The sequence below is a fragment of the Candidatus Limimorpha sp. genome (assembly GCF_056203535.1).
Window position 1 is genome coordinate 46,026 of record NZ_JBADWU010000101.1, and the last position, 15,761, is coordinate 61,786.

11 protein-coding genes are annotated in these 15,761 nt (G+C 43.7%); all 11 read left to right on the forward strand.

Translation table 11 applies throughout. The features are described from left to right. Window positions 1-38 precede the first annotated feature (38 nt). The 11 genes from AC06MN_RS11810 to AC06MN_RS11860 all read left to right on the forward strand — a co-directional run bounded on the left by AC06MN_RS11810 (window position 39) and on the right by AC06MN_RS11860 (window position 15,750). Window positions 39-590: a DUF1599 domain-containing protein gene (locus AC06MN_RS11810; protein WP_475672584.1), complete on the forward strand. Its 552-nt coding sequence runs from the start codon at window positions 39-41 to the stop codon at window positions 588-590. Then, the gene (locus AC06MN_RS11815) at window positions 590-1,837 is read left to right on the forward strand and encodes a BT_3928 family protein (RefSeq protein WP_475672585.1); all 1,248 of its coding nucleotides are present in this window, start codon (window positions 590-592) and stop codon (window positions 1,835-1,837) included. The genes AC06MN_RS11810 and AC06MN_RS11815 overlap by 1 nt, the downstream gene beginning before the upstream one ends. An 18-nt stretch (window positions 1,838-1,855) precedes the next feature. Beyond that, complete coding sequence (locus AC06MN_RS11820; protein ID WP_475672586.1) at window positions 1,856-2,326, forward strand: hypothetical protein; 471 nt, start codon at window positions 1,856-1,858, stop codon at window positions 2,324-2,326. 223 nt (window positions 2,327-2,549) lie between these two features. Continuing rightward, the gene (locus AC06MN_RS11825; RefSeq protein WP_475672587.1) at window positions 2,550-3,617 is read left to right on the forward strand and encodes an ABC transporter permease; all 1,068 of its coding nucleotides are present in this window, start codon (window positions 2,550-2,552) and stop codon (window positions 3,615-3,617) included. A gap of 28 nt (window positions 3,618-3,645) precedes the next feature. Continuing rightward, entirely contained in the window at window positions 3,646-4,359 is a 714-nt protein-coding gene (locus AC06MN_RS11830) for a PmeII family type II restriction endonuclease (RefSeq protein WP_475672588.1), read from the forward strand. Beyond that, window positions 4,359-5,711 (forward strand): DNA cytosine methyltransferase, encoded by a 1,353-nt coding sequence (locus tag AC06MN_RS11835; RefSeq protein ID WP_475672589.1) that lies wholly within the window; start codon window positions 4,359-4,361, stop codon window positions 5,709-5,711. Before AC06MN_RS11830 ends, AC06MN_RS11835 begins: the two co-directional genes overlap by 1 nt. A gap of 36 nt (window positions 5,712-5,747) precedes the next feature. Continuing rightward, window positions 5,748-6,527: a triose-phosphate isomerase gene (tpiA, locus tag AC06MN_RS11840; protein ID WP_475672590.1), complete on the forward strand. Its 780-nt coding sequence runs from the start codon at window positions 5,748-5,750 to the stop codon at window positions 6,525-6,527. Then, entirely contained in the window at window positions 6,524-7,354 is an 831-nt protein-coding gene (gene prmA, locus AC06MN_RS11845) for a 50S ribosomal protein L11 methyltransferase (protein ID WP_475672591.1), read from the forward strand. Before tpiA ends, prmA begins: the two co-directional genes overlap by 4 nt. A 262-nt stretch (window positions 7,355-7,616) precedes the next feature. Next, the gene (locus AC06MN_RS11850; protein ID WP_475672592.1) at window positions 7,617-12,251 is read left to right on the forward strand and encodes a hypothetical protein; all 4,635 of its coding nucleotides are present in this window, start codon (window positions 7,617-7,619) and stop codon (window positions 12,249-12,251) included. A gap of 50 nt (window positions 12,252-12,301) precedes the next feature. Further along, entirely contained in the window at window positions 12,302-13,723 is a 1,422-nt protein-coding gene (locus tag AC06MN_RS11855; RefSeq protein WP_475672593.1) for a tetratricopeptide repeat protein, read from the forward strand. Window positions 13,724-14,037: 314 nt separating this feature from the next. Next, entirely contained in the window at window positions 14,038-15,750 is a 1,713-nt protein-coding gene (locus AC06MN_RS11860) for an AAA family ATPase (protein ID WP_475672605.1), read from the forward strand. Window positions 15,751-15,761 lie beyond the last annotated feature (11 nt).

Below are 15,761 nucleotides of genomic sequence, written 5' to 3' on the forward strand. Positions count from 1 at the left end.
AAAAATATTATCTTTGCAAAATTATACTTTTTTGGAATATGAAAGATACGAAAGCTCAATTTCATGCGGTTGTGGCACAATGCCGCAGCCTGTTCATCGATAAAATGAAGGATTACGGTCCGGCATGGCGCATCATGAGAACACCATCATTAACGGATCAGATTTTTATTAAGGCAAACAGAATCAGAACTTTGCAGACAACGGCTGAACATCTAGTTGACGAAGGCATTGAACCTGAATTCATCGGCATCATCAATTATGCGGCTATGGGCGTGATTCAGTTGCAGCTTGGCGTGGTCGACCAGCCTGACCTTTCGTCAGAAGAAGCCACGCAGCATTACGACCGTGTCTTGAACGAAGCCTACGAACTGATGACGCGCAAGAACCACGACTATGATGAGGCATGGCGCAGTATGCGTGTGAGTTCCATCACCGATCTGATTCTGATGAAGATCCTGAGGGTGAAATCCATTGAGGATAACAACGGCAAAACCATTGTTTCAGAGGGACTTGACGCCAACTATTACGACATGATCAATTATGCCGTGTTTGCCATGATTCTGCTCTCCGAACAAAAAGAAACGAAGTGATGAAAGCAAAAAACATAATTTCATGGTTTAGCATCATTTTGGCCTTGGCATGTGCTGTCGGCATCGTGTATATTCCTGCTTTTCAGCCTGTTTTCCTTGGCATTTTGTTGCTGAATTTGCTGCTGCCCATCATTTTCCACAAAGGTTACGGCAAACCTGCTTTGACGGTTTGTAGACTCTTGGTTGGCGGACTGTTCATTTTCAGCAGTTTCGTGAAAGGCGTCGACCCGTTGGGAACGAAATACAAAATGCTTGATTATCTGGCGGTTTACAATCTCACTTGGCTCAACGACATCGCCATGATTTTGGCTTGCTGCTTGATTTTGGCTGAGTTTTTGGTCGGCATCTGCTTGTTTACCAATGTGTTTCCGCGTTTGGCTGTGCTTGGCGCAACCTTGCTGATGATTTTCTTCACCACGACAACGCTTTTCGATGCCTTGTACGATTTGGTGCCCGATTGCGGCTGTTTCGGTACGGCCATCAAGATGACGAACTGGCAAACTTTCGATAAGAATCTGGTCATCAATGCGGTGCTTTTACCGTTGATTTTCAATAACAAACAGCTTAAAAACCGTTTGACTTGGCGCGGACAGTTTGTTATTGGCGCAGTTTACGCCTTGTTGTTCCTCGGCTTTGAAATTTACAATTACCGTCATTTGCCAGTCATCGACTTTATGAATTGGAAAGTCGGCAAACAGATGAAACAGGAAGATGCGCCTGAACAGCAGATTTACTTGACATTCAGGAATAAAGCCGATGGTCGCATTGAGGAATACCTCTCGCCGGATTATCCTTGGAACGATTCCGTCTGGATGAGTCAATGGGAGTTTGTCGACCAGCGTGTTGAGGGTGGTGCCGATTATTTAGGCTTTACGGCCAACGATGAAGAAGGCAACGACATGACGGATATGTTGCTCAGTACCGAAAATCTGCTGATGTTCACGACACACGACATCAATGGCATCACGGATGAGGAATGGGAGAAGATTAAGGCCATTACCGAAGCTGCCGACCAGCACGGCTATTATGTGGTTTGGGCTGTGGCCGAAACACCGGAAGCAATGGCCGAATGGCAGGAAAAATACGATTTCATTTATGAAGTCTATTACGGCGATGAGTTGGAAATCAAGACTTTGGTGCGTTTCAATCCAGGATTGATGTTGTTGGATAACGGTCTTGTGAAAAACAAGTGGAGTGCCATTGATTTTCCAACGGGGAAAAAAATGGAGAAGATGTTTGCTATTTAAATAATTGAGTTACGAAGTATGAAAAACGTGTTTTTCCCTGATGAAGAAATAACAGCCAACGACTTGTATTTCGTTTGTTATATGGTGGAACGTGTTGCACGCCTGTTGAAGCAGCCGAACAAATATGTGGTGAATACTATGGGCAAACGAGAGATTGAGGAAAGGCTTTCACTTGCAAATGTGCAACATGCCGAAAATCCAGATGCCGTTGCAAATCAATGGATTGTGGATTATTCTCTTGCCAATGGAAATGTTGATGTGACAGATGTCGATGCAAATTTGGTGACGAAAATTCCAACCGATTTGCAGATGGGAAAAGTCTATTCGCGCTTGATACGATCCACATTGAAAGATGATGAAAACCTCGCCGATGCCGTGTTGAGAGTCTACAACGACCCATTGTGCGAAATCATTGATAATTACAATAGTAGCGCCTATTATGAGCCTTCCTATTATATTACGAGAGCTTATTATCAAGGCGGATTTTAATAAAAGTTTAAAGTCGTTCAAAAAAGTATAAAAGTCAAATATTCCGTTTACCATAATGAGATTTCCGCCTGCGCGGAAATGACGGCCTAAAAAAAACGTCAAATAGTCTAAAAGTCAATAATCAATTCAACAAAGAAAAAGATAAACGACAAACAAATTTCGTTTCGGCAAGCTCAACGGGCGAAAACAATTCAACAAATAAACAACCAACAATTAAACAACAATGTCGGCTTACATAACAAGAAAACTGCTTTACGGAATCGCGGTGCTTTGGGGTGTCGCGACCTTGGTGTTTTTCCTGTTCAACATCTTGCCGGGCGACCCTGCGCAAATGATGCTTGGTCAAAGGGCCGACAAGGAATCGGTTGATGCCATTCGTGAGGAATTGGGACTGAATCAAAGTCTTGGGAAACAGTATGTTGATTATCTGAATGACTTGGTTCCGATTTCGTTTTACGATGTGTCGCAAGGCACGCAAAAACTGGATAAGATTGGGAAATATGCCCGCATTGCTACCATTGGCACAACGGCTATTGTGCTGAAAGCGCCGTATTTGCGTATGTCGTATCAAAGCAAGCGGCCTGTTTCCGATGTCTTGGGCGAGGCTTTCCCGAACACTTTGCTCTTGGCGGCGGTCTCCATTTCCATCGCCTTGATTTTAGGTCTGTTAATCGGCATTTTGGCGGCAGTCGTCAATACGCAGTTCTGGAACAAGTTGACGCTTTTCATCACGACGATAGGCATGTCGTTGCCATCGTTTTTTGCCGCTATCCTGATGGCTTGGGTTTTCGGCTTCCTGCTTGAAAACGTTACGGGTTTGAGCATGACGGGCAGCCTTTACACCGTCGATGAATACGGTCGGGGAGAGTATCTGACCCTTGCTAACCTCATTTTGCCCGCCTTGACTTTGGGCATGCGTCCATTGGCTGTCGTCACGGAGTTGACGCGCACTTCGCTGCTGGAAGCCATGTCGATGGATTATGTGCGCACGGCAAAGGCCAAAGGCCTGAAGCCTTGGCGCGTCATCTGCGTTCATGCCTTACGCAATGCGCTGAACCCTGTCGTGACGGCCATTTCGGGTTGGTTTGCCTCGCTTTTGGCAGGTGCCGTTTTTGTGGAGTATGTCTTCGACTGGAAAGGCATTGGCGTTGTCGTCGTCGATGCTTTGGATAAATACGATTTCCCCGTCATCATGGGTGCCGTGCTGCTCATTGCCACCATGCTGATTGTCGTGAATATCGTTGTCGACATCATTTATGGAATCATTGACCCGAGAGTGAGGATACAATAAATTGTAAATATGAAAAAAAGTGACAATTATGAATGAAAACCTTAAATTAGAAATTATTGAAAGCGGGAAAGACTATTTTCGCACGAAAATCATTCCGAATCATTTGAATAATCTAAACAAATTGAAGTTAGACAGTTTTAAGATTAATCCTTTTACGATAAATTATCTTGCGGCTTTTTTGTGTGGTAACACAAATCCCATTTCATTGGCTAAGGCTTTGGTTTACCCTCGTGTTTTGGGCACAAGTATAAATACAAGCTTCGGACAGAACATACAGAAGTTCATTTCGGAGGTTGCTGCTGTTGCTGGATGTGGTTCGGGAATGGATGGTATTGATATTGAGTTCTTTGATGCAATTGATGGAAGAAAAAAATATTGTCAGTGTAAGGCTGGTCTTCAGACAATAAATAAAGATGATGTTGATACTATTCTAAGCCATTTCAAACATATTATTGCCAAGGCTCGAATTGATAAGCTTTCTATTCAGATTGATGACCTCGTAGTTGGCGTGTTGTATGGCGATGGAGAATTGACATCGTTTTATAAGACTATAAACACGACGTATCCTGTTTATTGTGGAGTGAATTTTTGGGAGCATTTAACAGGCGATAAACTTTTCTACAATAGGTTGGCAAAGGCTTTTGGTGAAGTTGTTGAAGAAGATTCAATTGATGGCAGCACGTTGATATTAAATAAAATAGAAGAAATTGCAAGAGAAATTGAAGCAAAAGGTGGTTTGTAATGGCAACATTTATTACGGATAATAATTTAGCGGATATACTCGGCACTTCAGTGGCGACGGTGCAAAAGTGGAGAAAAAACGGCACTTATCCTGGGCGTGTGAATGAAAAAGGCCGTAGTGGTTTTTTTATGGAAGACTTGAAAGACATTCCGGAAATACAACTTATGCTGAATACTTGTTGGGATGAGGAAATGAAGGTGACACCAGCACGTGATTTCACATCGGTAGAATTGTTTGCTGGAGCTGGCGGGTTGGCTATCGGTATGGAGCAGGCTGGTTTCAAACATGTTTTGCTGAATGAAATTGATGGAAAGGCTTGTGAGACACTGCGCAGAAACCGTCCCAAATGGAATGTGTTGGAAAGTGATATTCATGCTGTTGATTTTTCTACGTTGAAAGGTCAAGTTGATTTCCTATCTGGAGGTTTCCCGTGTCAGGCTTTTTCGTATGCGGGTAAAAAAGGCGGTCTTAATGATGCACGCGGTACATTGTTTTTTGAATTAGCAAGAGCCGTGCGCGAAATACAGCCTAAAGTCTTTATGGGAGAGAATGTTAAAGGATTACTTTCTCATGAAAATGGGCGTACACTTAATGTTATTAGGGAATCAATTGCCGAATTAGGCTATACATTGATAGAACCACGGGTGTTGAAAGCCATTATGTATCAGGTTCCTCAGAAACGTGAACGTTTGATAATCATTGCTATACGGAACGATATAGTCAAACAGATATGTTTCCGTTGGCCAAGTCCGTACAAACGTATTATGACTTTGCGTGACGCTTTTTATAAAGGAATTTTATATCCTGTTGATGTGCCTGTTTCTGATGGACAAAAATATCCTGAAAAGAAGCGTCGTGTGCTGTCTTTGGTACCTGAAGGTGGCGATTGGCGAAATTTGCCCGAATCCGTGGCAAAAGAATATATGGGAGGAAGCTATTATTTGGAAGGTGGTAAAACTGGAATGGCAAGGCGCCTGTCAATGGATGAACCATCATTGACCTTGACCTGCGCACCGGCGCAAAAACAAACGGAAAGATGTCATCCTTTGGAAACTCGTCCTTTGACAGTCCGGGAATATGCAAGAATACAGACCTTCCCTGATGATTGGCAATTTGCTGGCAGTATGACTGATCAGTACAAGCAAATTGGTAATGCGGTTCCTGTTAATCTATCATACGCCATTGGCCGTTCTTTGATTCGATTGTTTAATGGTATTAATGCCGTCAATAGCGATGTGACAAATTTTGAAACGGCAAACTCAATTGCTTCAAAAATGCTTCCACCTAAATCATCAGAATTAGATTTGTTTTCATCTGTTATGGAAACCCGAAGCAAAGAATTTGCATCATAATAGAATCTATAATAAAATATTAAAAATTAAATACTTATGCGTAGTAAAATCGTAGCAGGAAACTGGAAAATGAACCTCACTTTTGGTGAGGCTGAAGAATTGGTCGACGGTATTTTGGACCGCCTTGAAGAACAGGAAGAATTGGATTGCGAGGTCATCATTTGCCCGCCTTTCCCATATTTGGAAATGCTTACCGATATGGAGTATGAGGAACAGCAGTTTAATGTCGGCGCTCAGAATTGCAGCGCTTACGAAAAGGGTGCCTATACGGGCGAAGTGTCGGCTAAAATGCTGAAATCCATTGATGTGGACTATTGCATTGTGGGTCACAGCGAGAGAAGGAAATATTTTGCCGAAAGCAATGAAATGCTTGCCGAAAAGGTAAACCGCCTGATTGAAAACAATATGTCGCCCATTTTTTGCGTAGGCGAAGTTTTGGAAGAACGTGAAGCTGGCCGCCATTTCGACGTGGTGCGCGAACAGTTGGAAAAAGGTCTCTTCCATTTGGATGGCGACGCCATTTATGATACAATCATTGCTTACGAACCGGTTTGGGCTATCGGAACGGGCAAGACTGCCACGCCTGAACAGGCTCAGGAAATGCATGCTTTCATCCGTGGCCTCGTGAAGGAACACTATGACCAGGCAGCAGCTGATGACATCCGCATCCTTTACGGTGGAAGCTGTAACGCAAAGAATGCCACGGAGTTGTTCTCGCAGCCTGATGTCGATGGCGGTCTCATTGGCGGTGCTTCGCTCAAGGCCGATGATTTCGTTTCAATTTGTGTTCAGGCTTCACAAATCGGCAAGGAATGAAGACATACGAATACACTTTCACGCAGCCGAGTTCCGACATCCAGCACGATATGCTGACGACGCTGCTGGGCGATTTGGGCTTCGATTCCTTCATGGATGACGTCACGGGTTTGAAGGCCTATTGCCAGGGCGATTTCCGCGATGACGAGGCTGTCAATGAGTTGCTTGGCCTTGAGGCTTTCAGCGACATTTCGCTTTTGAATGTCGAGGAAATGCCTGATAAGGACTGGAACGAGGTCTGGGAGGCATCGTATCAGCCGGTGGTGGTCAACGAGCGTTGCCGCGTGAGGGCTCCTTTCCATGAAACTGACCCGAACTTTGAATTTGATCTTGTCATTGAGCCAAAGATGTCGTTTGGCACGGCCAATCACGAAACCACTTCGCAAATCATTTCCTTGATGCTGGAAACGGATTTCGTTGATAAAGAGGTGCTTGACATGGGCAGTGGTACGGCGGTTCTGGCCATTCTTGCTAAAAAACTGGGTGCTGCAAAGACCGTTGCCATCGACAATGACGAGTGGGCTTTCAACAATGCCTTTACCAACATTGCCTTGAATGGCATCGATGACATCGAAATCATTTTGGGCGATGCGCACGCCATCAGTGGCAAGTTCGACGTGATTTTGGCCAACATCAACCGCAATATCCTTTTGCGCGACATGCACTTCTATTTCGATGCGATGAAACTGGATGCCCACATTTTCTTCAGCGGGTTCTATACAGAAGACCTGGAAAGCATCAAAGCTGAGGCAAATCGTCTTGGCTTGACTTATTGCCGTCACGTGTCGCGCAACAACTGGGTGGCTGCTGAGTTTGAGAAAAGGTGATGGGTTAATGGTGACGGGTGGATTACTGTAAATAGGTGAGAAATATTAGTTTACATATTGAAAACGAGGCATCGAGGTCGCGGGAATACGAGACATCTCGAAATCCCGAAGCCTCGAGACCTCGAAATCCAAATTGAAGTTTAATTATGAACAGTTACTTAACAAATAACAAATAACAAACAACTGAAAACTGATAACCATTAACTCATAACCATGCATACAGATTCATATTGTAGTTTAATTTATTGACAGTTAAATAATTATGAGAAACAAACATTTGCTGATTATTTTCCTGTTGGCTTTAAGTCTTTCGGGCTTTGCGCAACAGACTTTTTCGACCGATAAAACCGCTTTCCTTGAGGAAATGACGGCCTACCTTGGCTCATCTTCGTCGAAGACTGACCGTGATGAAGCCGCCGCCATGATGACGGGCTTTGCGGATGTGTGGAACGAATATTACAGTTCCACCGATGCCAAGGCGGTTGCCGAAATCTGCGAAACTTTACACAAACGCAGTGGTCAAAAGGCTTATTCCAACATTTTCACTTTTGTAGACGTGCTGCATCATTTGCCGGTTTCAGGTATGCCGCACACCGATGTAAACAATTGGCTGTCATACACAAAGACACGATATGAAAAATCAGCAAATGGTTTCGACAAGTACATTGAGGCTTGCCGTTTGGCTTTTGTCGACAAGATTTTGCTTGAAAAAGGCAACAGCAAATGGGAAGTGCGCGATGTGCATTTCAGTTTCCCTGACAAGGAAAACTTCAAGTTGACGGTTACCAATTCCACTTTGGTCGTGAAATCGAATAAGGATGAGTCGGTAATTCACAATACGAATGGCTACTATTCCGTTGACGATAAGACCTTTACGGGTAATGGTGGCCGTGTCGACTGGTCGCGTTTCGACATTCCATCTGATATGGTTTACGCCGATTTGCCGGATCATTACGTGCTGAATCTGACCCATTCCGATTATGTCATCGATTCGGTCGTTTTCCACGACAAGCAGTATTATCAGGATGCCATTCTTTGCCAGTTTGAGGATAAGGTTTTGGTCAATGCACCGAATGAAAGGACAATGTATCCGCGTGTAAAGTCTTATCGTTCTGATTATTACATTAAGGATATTATGAAGGACGTCGATTTTAGCGGCGGCTTGGGCATGATGGGCAATCAGGTGGATGTGTTTGGCGGCTTGGAAAAGAAGGCATCTTTCATTTTTTATAAGAACAGGAAAAAGGTGGTTTCGGTTCAGGCGCAACGTTTCCTGATGTCGACGGATGAGGTTCTTGCTTCCGATAAGGCTGCCGTGCGCTTCTATTTGAATGACACGGTCAGTGGCAAAATGGATGTGGATTCCATCTATCATAACGGTCTGGAATTCAGGTATGAAAACCAGAAACGCAAGATGACCATGCTTCGCTCGCAAAAGGGTTATCCCGATGCGCCTTTCCACGACAATTTCCATGATTTGGACCTCTATCTGGAGTCGATGAGTTGGGTTATGGATAACAATATTGTGGAATTCAGCCGAATGGAAGGCATTGGTTCGGTCAGCGAAGGCGATGTGGTTTCGGTGAATTATTTCAGTTTCGACGATTTTGCCAAACTTCGTGGCTTGGACGGCACAAATCCAATGATTCGTATCGAAAAATTCTTGAATGAATACCGCAATCCTGATAATCCTAACTTCTTCTATGTCGGTGATTTATGCAACTATCTGAGTTTCCCTGTCGAACAGGTCGTTTCGCTTTTGCTGCGTTTGCAGTCGGAGGCTTATTTGGAATATGACCCAGAAACCAAGACCGCCGTGGTCTTGCAGCGTTTCTATGATGTCATTGAGTCGTATCGCGAAAACATTGATTATGATGTCATTAAGTTCCATACGGTGACTCACAACCGTGAACCGAACATTCGTCTTGATTTGAATACTAATGAGCTGATTGTCTTTGGCATAACAAGCACTATCGAAGGCCTTGACGGTTCTGCCATTTCGTTGAGCGACCGCAAGCGCGTGGTCATCGTGCCAGACAATGGTCGTCTCGTTTTCAAAAAAGACCGCGATTTCCGCTTTTCGGGCGGCATCATCGCTGGCATGTTTGAGTTCTTCACCAAGGACTGCCTTTTCAATTATGATGAATTTACGATTGAAATGGCGAAAATCGATTCCTTGCGTTTCTATGCCCGCGACAACAATGAAATCATTCCTGTCAACGGCACGCTGGAAAAACTGAAAGGCCACCTTCTGATTGACCACGGCGACAACAAGTCGAGTCGTTACGAAACGCCTGATTTCCCGAAGTTTTTCAGTGAATCCAACGCTTACAAATTCTACCGTCATATTAATAGCGGTGTGTTCAATCCGGGCAATGTAGATAGTCTTGCGACTGTCGATGATTTGGAAGGCAAGTTTTATTATTACTTGTATCCCTTTGAAATAGACAGCCTTACCGACCTCACCATGGAGCATGTGTCGTTCAATGGCGAACTCGTTTCGGGCGGCATTTTCCAACGCATCGAGGAACCGCTTGTGGTGATGGACGATTATTCCTTGGGCTTCGACCACCGCATTGGAACGGATGATAACGATTCCTATCCGATGTATGACGGTTCGGGGCGTTTCCACCAGCATATCCACCTTTCCGAAGGCGGTTTTTATGGCGTTGGAAATCTTGATTATCAGACGGCTGCGTTCAATTCCGACCGTTTCATGTTCTATCTCGATTCCGTAACAGCCATCACGAATCAATTCAAGATGCAGCCCCTTGCCGATGGCACGAAATTCCCGGTGGCTTCGGCCAATGCCTTGAAAATGAAATGGGATGTGTTTAAGCCAGAACTGACGACGGAAACCATTGATAATCCGATTTGTATGTACGGCGACACGTATTTCTCGGGCAAAACAACCTTGAATGCCGATGGCTACAAAGCCGATGGCAAGATGCGTTTCGGCCTGACGGAATTTGATTCCGATGACTTCGCTTTAGATGCGCGTACTTTTGTGGCGGATTCGGCCAATTTCGTCCTGTATTCGTCTGATAGTACGACTGTTGCATTTGCTGCAACCAATTATCGCGCTGATGTGAATTTCGACAACCAGAAAGTGCAATATGATTATCTCGACAATACAAGTAACCTTGACTTCCCGATGAACCAGTTCGTCTGCACCTTGAAGGAAGCTGAATGGGATATGACCACAAACAACCTGCACGTTTACAATCCTGTCGATGGCAATGATGCTTACAGTCAGGCCAATACGCACGAAGAACTGCTCGCTGTCCACGACAATGCCTCGAAATTCATATCCATGATTCCAGAGCAGGATTCACTGGAATTTTACAGTACGAGCGCAGAATACGACATGACCAACTATGTGATTCACGCCCACGATGTGAAGATTATCCGTGTGGCCGATGCGGCGGTTTTCCCTTACGAACACGACATCGACATCGACTCCGATTCGCAAATGGAACCGATTAGCGGCGAATTGCTTGCCGACACGTTGAACGGCTTCCATTTGTATAAGGATGCAATCGTAAACATCAAGAGCAGAAGAAATTACAAGGCACAAGGCACTTGGGATTATGCCGCTTTAGATGGCAGCCACACGCCAATCTATTTCGATTCCATCGTTCCCGTTGGTGGCGTGACGCATGGCTTCGCGCATTTGGCTGATTCCTCGGAATTTCAGTTGAGTCCGCAGTTTGCCTTTAACGGTGATTTGACTTTGGAAGCAGGGGAGGAGTTCGGTTATTTTGATGGTCATTTCGCATTGCTCGATTTTGGTACAAACGATAATCCTTCATCGGAAATGGATGGCACCTTGATGTTGGCTGACAGTAGTTTAATCATCCCGACTTTAAGCGATGATTTAATGGAACCCGTTTTCCCTGAAAAATATTGGTTTGCATCGTCAACACGCATCAATCCGAATGCGATTCAGATTCCGATTGCGATGGACACCATCCGAAAGGATAATCCCGATATGTGCAACGGCTTGTATTACGAACAGGCCATAGACGGCGGTTATTTCGCATCATTCTTAACGCCAAATACGCGCCGTGTGGATATGGATGAAGTTGATCCGGCCAGCGGAATGTTGTGGTATGATGCTGACAGCGTGCGTTTTGTCATTTCCGATGAAACAAATTACGACACCTATTTAAATATAAACCATCGTGGCGTGATTCATGGTCATGGCACTTTCGACTTGGGTTTGGATAAGGGCTTGACTGATTTTGTTTGCCGAGGCTCCTACACGCGCTACCCGAACGACAGCCTGACCTTAAACGTGCTGAATGTGTTGAGTTTACCGATTTTCGACGACAAGGTTTTGGAGGCCATTGCTGATGTTTACGCCAACATGCCGAGCGAATCCATCGACTTGACAAAGACGGCTTTCGTGGATTATTTCCGTTCCGAAAACGATGAGGAAAAGACCAATGAGTTTGTGAAAACCATCGAATTGGAAGGCTATCCGCAGTTGGAATCTCGCGATTTCTACAACAAGACCATCGTCATCCCTGACCTGAAAATGGTTTGGAACGACAACCTCCACGCCTTCATTTCGGTCGGCAAAATCGGACTTGGCAATCTGGGTTCCCACATCGTGAACAAGTACGTCGATGGTTACGTTGTCTTTGACCATCGTCTCGGCAACATTACCTATTACTTTGTGAATGACCTGTTTATGACTTTCATCAACTATAACAGCGGTGACAGTCAGTTGCAGATTCATGCCACTTACGGCGACATCAACCAGCGCCTTTATGATGCGAAGGAAAAGAGCCGCACCTACAAACGCGGTGACAAAACGTTCAATTACGTGGCGACACCTTACGATGCCCTGCTCAATTTCCTGAACAATCTGAAATATGCGGGGGTGGAGTGAAAAATGCAAATTGTCTATGCAAAAAGAAACAAGAATAAATACATACTGATATGAAATTGAGATATGATATTATGGTTTTGACCATGCTTTGCTGTCTGAGTGTTTTCGGCCAGCAACAGCAAAAAGCATTTACCCAGACAAATACGGTGCAAACCGTACAAACTTCTGTTCCCGATTTGCAGAAAGAAATCATTCAATTGCGGCAGGAAAACCAAATGTTGCAGCAAAAAATTGACAGGGTTGAAAGTGATTTGAAAGTTTATCGTGATGATGTACGGACAAAAATAGGGGAATTTGATGACGATATGTCGCATTGGCTTGTGATTTTGACAATAATTATGGCAATCGTTGGTGTTATTGTTCCTTATTTCTTGAATTCAAGTGCTTCAAAAAATTTAGAAGAACGTTTTGCAGAAATGAAAGAAGATATGCAAAAGAAACAAACAGAGGCTTTAGATAAGGTTCAATCTGAGGTAGCTGAGGCTGCTGGTAGTGCCAAACTATCAAAAGAAGATGCTGATAAAACGAAGAAGGCTTTGGAAGAGGTGAAGGCTTTGGTGACAGATTCCAATAAGCGAATTCAAGAAGCAAATAAACAAGTAGAAATTGCTACTCAACAGGTTGCTTTAGCAAATGATGCTTTGGAACAAATGAATATTTTAAAACGAGAAATAGAGACTATTAAAGAAATTGTTAACCAAAGCAAAACAGATGCTGATGAATCTGCAAAAGAAGCAAAAGTAAGCCAATTGTTTGCGCAAGCTTTGTCTGAAAAAGACTTGAATAGACAAATTGAATTGTACTCGCAAGCAATAGAATTGAATCCAAAATTTGCGGAAGCCTACTACAACCGAGGCCTTGCGAAATACAATATGAAGCGATACGAGGAAGCGATAGAGGATTACGGCAAGGCGATAGGACTCAATCCGAATCTTGCGGAAGCCTACTACAACCGAGGCAGTGCGAAGTACAATATGGAACGATACAAGGAAGCGATAGAGGATTACGGCAAGGCGATAGGACTTAATCCGAATCTTGCGGAAGCCTACTACAACCGAGGCAGTGCGAAATTCAATATGAAACGATACAAGGAAGCGATTGAGGACTACGGCAAGGCGATAGGACTTAATCCGAATGATGCTGAAGCCTACAACAACCGAGGCGGTGCGAAATTCAATATGAAACGATACGAGGAAGCGATAGAGGATTTCGGCAAGGCGATAGGACTCAATCCGAATCTTGCGGAAGCCTACTACAACCGAGGCCTTGCGAAATACAATATGAAGCGATACGAGGAAGCGATAGAGGATTACGGCAAGGCGATAGGACTCAATCCGAATTTTGTGAAAGCCTACTACAACCGTGCGAAATGTTATCGCGAACTTGCAGAAAAAGAGCAGGATGTATCGAAAAAAGCAGAGTATTTGACGAAAGCGGAAGCAGACAAACAAAAGACTGAATCTTTGAGATAATTTAGGTCTTTCTATATCTATCAATTTTCTCAAAAAATTTTCCTTTGCATTTTCAGATTATTTGTATTTTTACCAATTCAATTTGACAACAAGAATAAATACATAACAATGTCGTTTTTATAAACACAAATTCCCACAAATTGAACATGAATTTCCATAAATTTAACTGATATATAGATAATTATATTTTTCAATAATTTATGATTCATTTACGGTAATTAGCGTTTAGCGAAGCGAAAAAAACTGCTATTTTCGTTACAGGTTATTTTTAATTATCACTAAAATTAAAAACAATTGCTAATTTTGCGCCCATGATACAGAAGATGACCATACCGTATGCCATGGCAGATTTCAACCGTCTGCGCATTGAAGGCAATTATTATGTGGACAAGACCATGTATATTCCCTCGTTGGAGAAATATACTTCACCCGTTTATCTCCGCCCGCGAAGATTCGGAAAAAGCTTGCTTTGCTCCACCTTATATTATTATTACGACCGTACGCAAGCCTCGCGTTTTCAGGAACTTTTCGGCAGCACTTGGATAGGCAGGAACCCTACTGGAAAACAAGGTCAGATGATTGTCATCCGTTTCGATTTTTCGGCATTGGCGGTCTGCGACGACATGATGGAACTGGAACGGAGATTCAACATTCTTAATGCTGGTTCTATTGATGTTGCGGCCTACCATAATCGTGACATTTTTAAGAACTTCGCTTTTTCTGATGGTAAAAATGCTTCCATCATGCTGGAAGACCTGCTGAAGCATATCAAGCAAAACAACCTTCCAAAAGCCTATATCATCATCGACGAGTACGACAATTTCACCAACCAATTGCTGACGGAATGTAAGGACAACTTGTATGAAGATGTCACTACGGGCGATAGTTTCTTGCGCACTTTCTTCAAGGTCATTAAAAAAGGCATAGGTGAAGGCACCGTCGATACCTGCTTCTGTACAGGCGTTCTGCCAGTCACGATGGACGATTTGACCAGCGGCTATAACATTGCGCAAATCATCACTTTGCGACCTGAGTTCTATGCTATGTTAGGTTTCACACATGATGAGGCGAAAAACTATCTGAATTATGTTTTGGATACATACGTCGGCTCAAGGGAACAGTTTGATGAACTATGGAACTTGATTTTATCAAACTATGATGGCTATCAGTTTCTGCCTGGTCGCGAAAAGCTGTTCAATTCCACTATTTTGACCTATTTTTTCCAAATGTTTGTCGACGAAGGCAATAAGATTCCGAGGGAACTGATTGACGAAAACCTCCGTACCGACATCAAGTGGTTCCGCCGCTTGGCCATGACTCAGGAAAACATGGAGAACATCTTCGATTCGCTGCTGAACGACACTGGATTGAGTTACAACGAGGACGACTTGTCGTCAAAATTCAACAAGCGCAAATTTTTCGACTCAACTTTTTATCCCGTCAGCCTTTACTATTTAGGCATGACGACGCTGAAAACCAACTACCGCATGATTCTGCCCAACCTGACAGTGCGCAGCATTTTCATGGATTATTATAATGAAATACATAAAATCAGCGGCAAAGCAGACTTGTATATTCCTGCTTACGAACAGTTTATGGAAGACGGTCGGCTTGAGTCATTGGTGAAGAACTATTTCGAGCAATACTTGGGCCAGCTTCCTGCCCAGGCTTTCGACAAGATGAACGAGAATTTTGTACGTTGCTCGTTTTTTGAATTGATTTCCCGTTATTTGAGCTTTCAATACACATTCTCAATAGAACATAACTTGCCGAGCGGTCGCCTCGATTTCTGGATGACCGGTAAATCGGATACTATTAGGCGAAATGATGATAGAATCATTGAATTCAAGTATTTCAAGGCATCGGAAGCCGCCAAGGTTGAGGCATTTACCGAAGCCTATGAAGAATCGGTGCAGCAGGTGAAGGCTTACGCCAGGGATATTAAAGCTATGTTCCCGAAACATGTTGTCCGCACATACGTTTGCTACATTTGCGCAAACAAAGTGTGGAAATGCTGGGAAGTGTAGGCGGTAGTTTA

Excerpts from the sequence above, each read along its gene's own strand:
- AC06MN_RS11810 (WP_475672584.1), top strand. The coding sequence starts at position 39 with ATGAAAGATACGAAAGCTCAATTTCATGCGGTTGTGGCACAATGCCGC.
- AC06MN_RS11815 (WP_475672585.1), top strand. The coding sequence starts at position 590 with ATGAAAGCAAAAAACATAATTTCATGGTTTAGCATCATTTTGGCCTTG.
- AC06MN_RS11820 (WP_475672586.1), top strand. The coding sequence starts at position 1,856 with ATGAAAAACGTGTTTTTCCCTGATGAAGAAATAACAGCCAACGACTTG.
- AC06MN_RS11825 (WP_475672587.1), top strand. The coding sequence starts at position 2,550 with ATGTCGGCTTACATAACAAGAAAACTGCTTTACGGAATCGCGGTGCTT.
- AC06MN_RS11830 (WP_475672588.1), top strand. The coding sequence starts at position 3,646 with ATGAATGAAAACCTTAAATTAGAAATTATTGAAAGCGGGAAAGACTAT.
- AC06MN_RS11835 (WP_475672589.1), top strand. The coding sequence starts at position 4,359 with ATGGCAACATTTATTACGGATAATAATTTAGCGGATATACTCGGCACT.
- tpiA (WP_475672590.1), top strand. The coding sequence starts at position 5,748 with ATGCGTAGTAAAATCGTAGCAGGAAACTGGAAAATGAACCTCACTTTT.
- prmA (WP_475672591.1), top strand. The coding sequence starts at position 6,524 with ATGAAGACATACGAATACACTTTCACGCAGCCGAGTTCCGACATCCAG.
- AC06MN_RS11850 (WP_475672592.1), top strand. The coding sequence starts at position 7,617 with ATGAGAAACAAACATTTGCTGATTATTTTCCTGTTGGCTTTAAGTCTT.
- AC06MN_RS11855 (WP_475672593.1), top strand. The coding sequence starts at position 12,302 with ATGAAATTGAGATATGATATTATGGTTTTGACCATGCTTTGCTGTCTG.